Consider the following 1,280-nt stretch of genomic DNA (forward strand, 5'->3'; position numbering starts at 1 on the left):
CATTTAATAATAATTTAGTTAACTCTGCATCAGCCTGAGAAGGTGAATGTTTTAATTTGTTCTCACTAGGATCATTATTTGAAGCAACCATATCTTTTTCAGCTTCTTCAATAAACTGTTGATGTTTTTCGTCTTGCATAACGAAATTTTTACGTATAGGTGTATCACGTATAACTTTTAACCAATACGTAGCTTCTTCTGGAATTACTTTAACAGTAGCTTCTTTAAATTCATTTTTAGGAACGAAATTAGCCTTAATTATTTGACCAGGAATTGGTTCGTTGTTTTTTACAATTTTAACTGCACATTCAAACGCTTTCTGATAAATAATATCAGATACCTTTAATACTTCTTTTTCAGTTTTCTTATAACTTAGTCCTACACGATTGCTTGGGTTATCCATCATTGCGGAAACCTCTTGGGTGCTTTCGCTTTCTTCGAATACTTCTTTAGTACCAAAAACTAGACTAAATTCTTCTGCATCCTCTTTGGTAGCATCACCAAAAAGCATTTTATTACGTAAAGTAGCCAGTAATGTTGTTTTCCAAGGCTTTCCGTATTTTTTTTCTAACTGTGCTGTTGTTTGACAAATTACATTAATTATTGCTTTATATTTTCGCGATTGTGCAGGGAATTCACTAAATTCATCATAAATATAGTCAGGGAATTCATCACAGTAAAGAGCATTATATGAAGAAGTCATTGGTTCACGACGGAATACGGCGTTTTGGTAGCATAGCAAAGCAAATTTGCCTAATACGTTACTTAACGTACTTAATTCACCTTTCGCTGTGTTTACTAGTAATATTCCCCCAAATTCTAGGAATTTATCAAAATTGAAATTTGATTCACTAAATAATACGCGTCTCATTAATACATTCTTTCCAATATCATCAAGAATATTCCTTAATCCTACAACATGTTCTGATTTTGTATCAATAATTCGATATTCGCCCTTATATGGACCAGATTGTACAATTTCAATTTGCATATTTTTCCCAAAACCTGATTTGGCTACAATATAAGTGTCATCAAACCAAGCTTTTACAGTCTTTAAAATTAACCAGTAATTTTTTGTATCACGGTCTTCAATGTTGTCTATATCCTGAGGAATCCGTTCTTCTAATTTTTTCATCATGCGCCATACAAGCTGAGGGTCGTTATACATTGTAATTAAATCAGAAAAACCTACTTTTTTATCTGGATCATTTTCCATTAGTAGATAAATATGATTCTTTAGATGCGTTCTTTGAGATTGTTCAAAGAAAAATTCTGTTTTT

1 protein-coding gene is annotated in these 1,280 nt (G+C 31.8%); it reads right to left on the reverse strand.

The window, feature by feature from the left end; translation table 11 throughout:
* A partial coding sequence (locus tag RCF13_RS07980) for a TraM recognition domain-containing protein (RefSeq protein WP_308141056.1) occupies positions 1-1,280 on the reverse strand: 1,280 nt, incomplete at both ends.

The sequence above is a fragment of the Stenotrophomonas maltophilia group sp. RNC7 genome, assembly GCF_030910085.1.
GTDB classification, from domain to species: domain Bacteria; phylum Pseudomonadota; class Gammaproteobacteria; order Xanthomonadales; family Xanthomonadaceae; genus Stenotrophomonas; species Stenotrophomonas sepilia.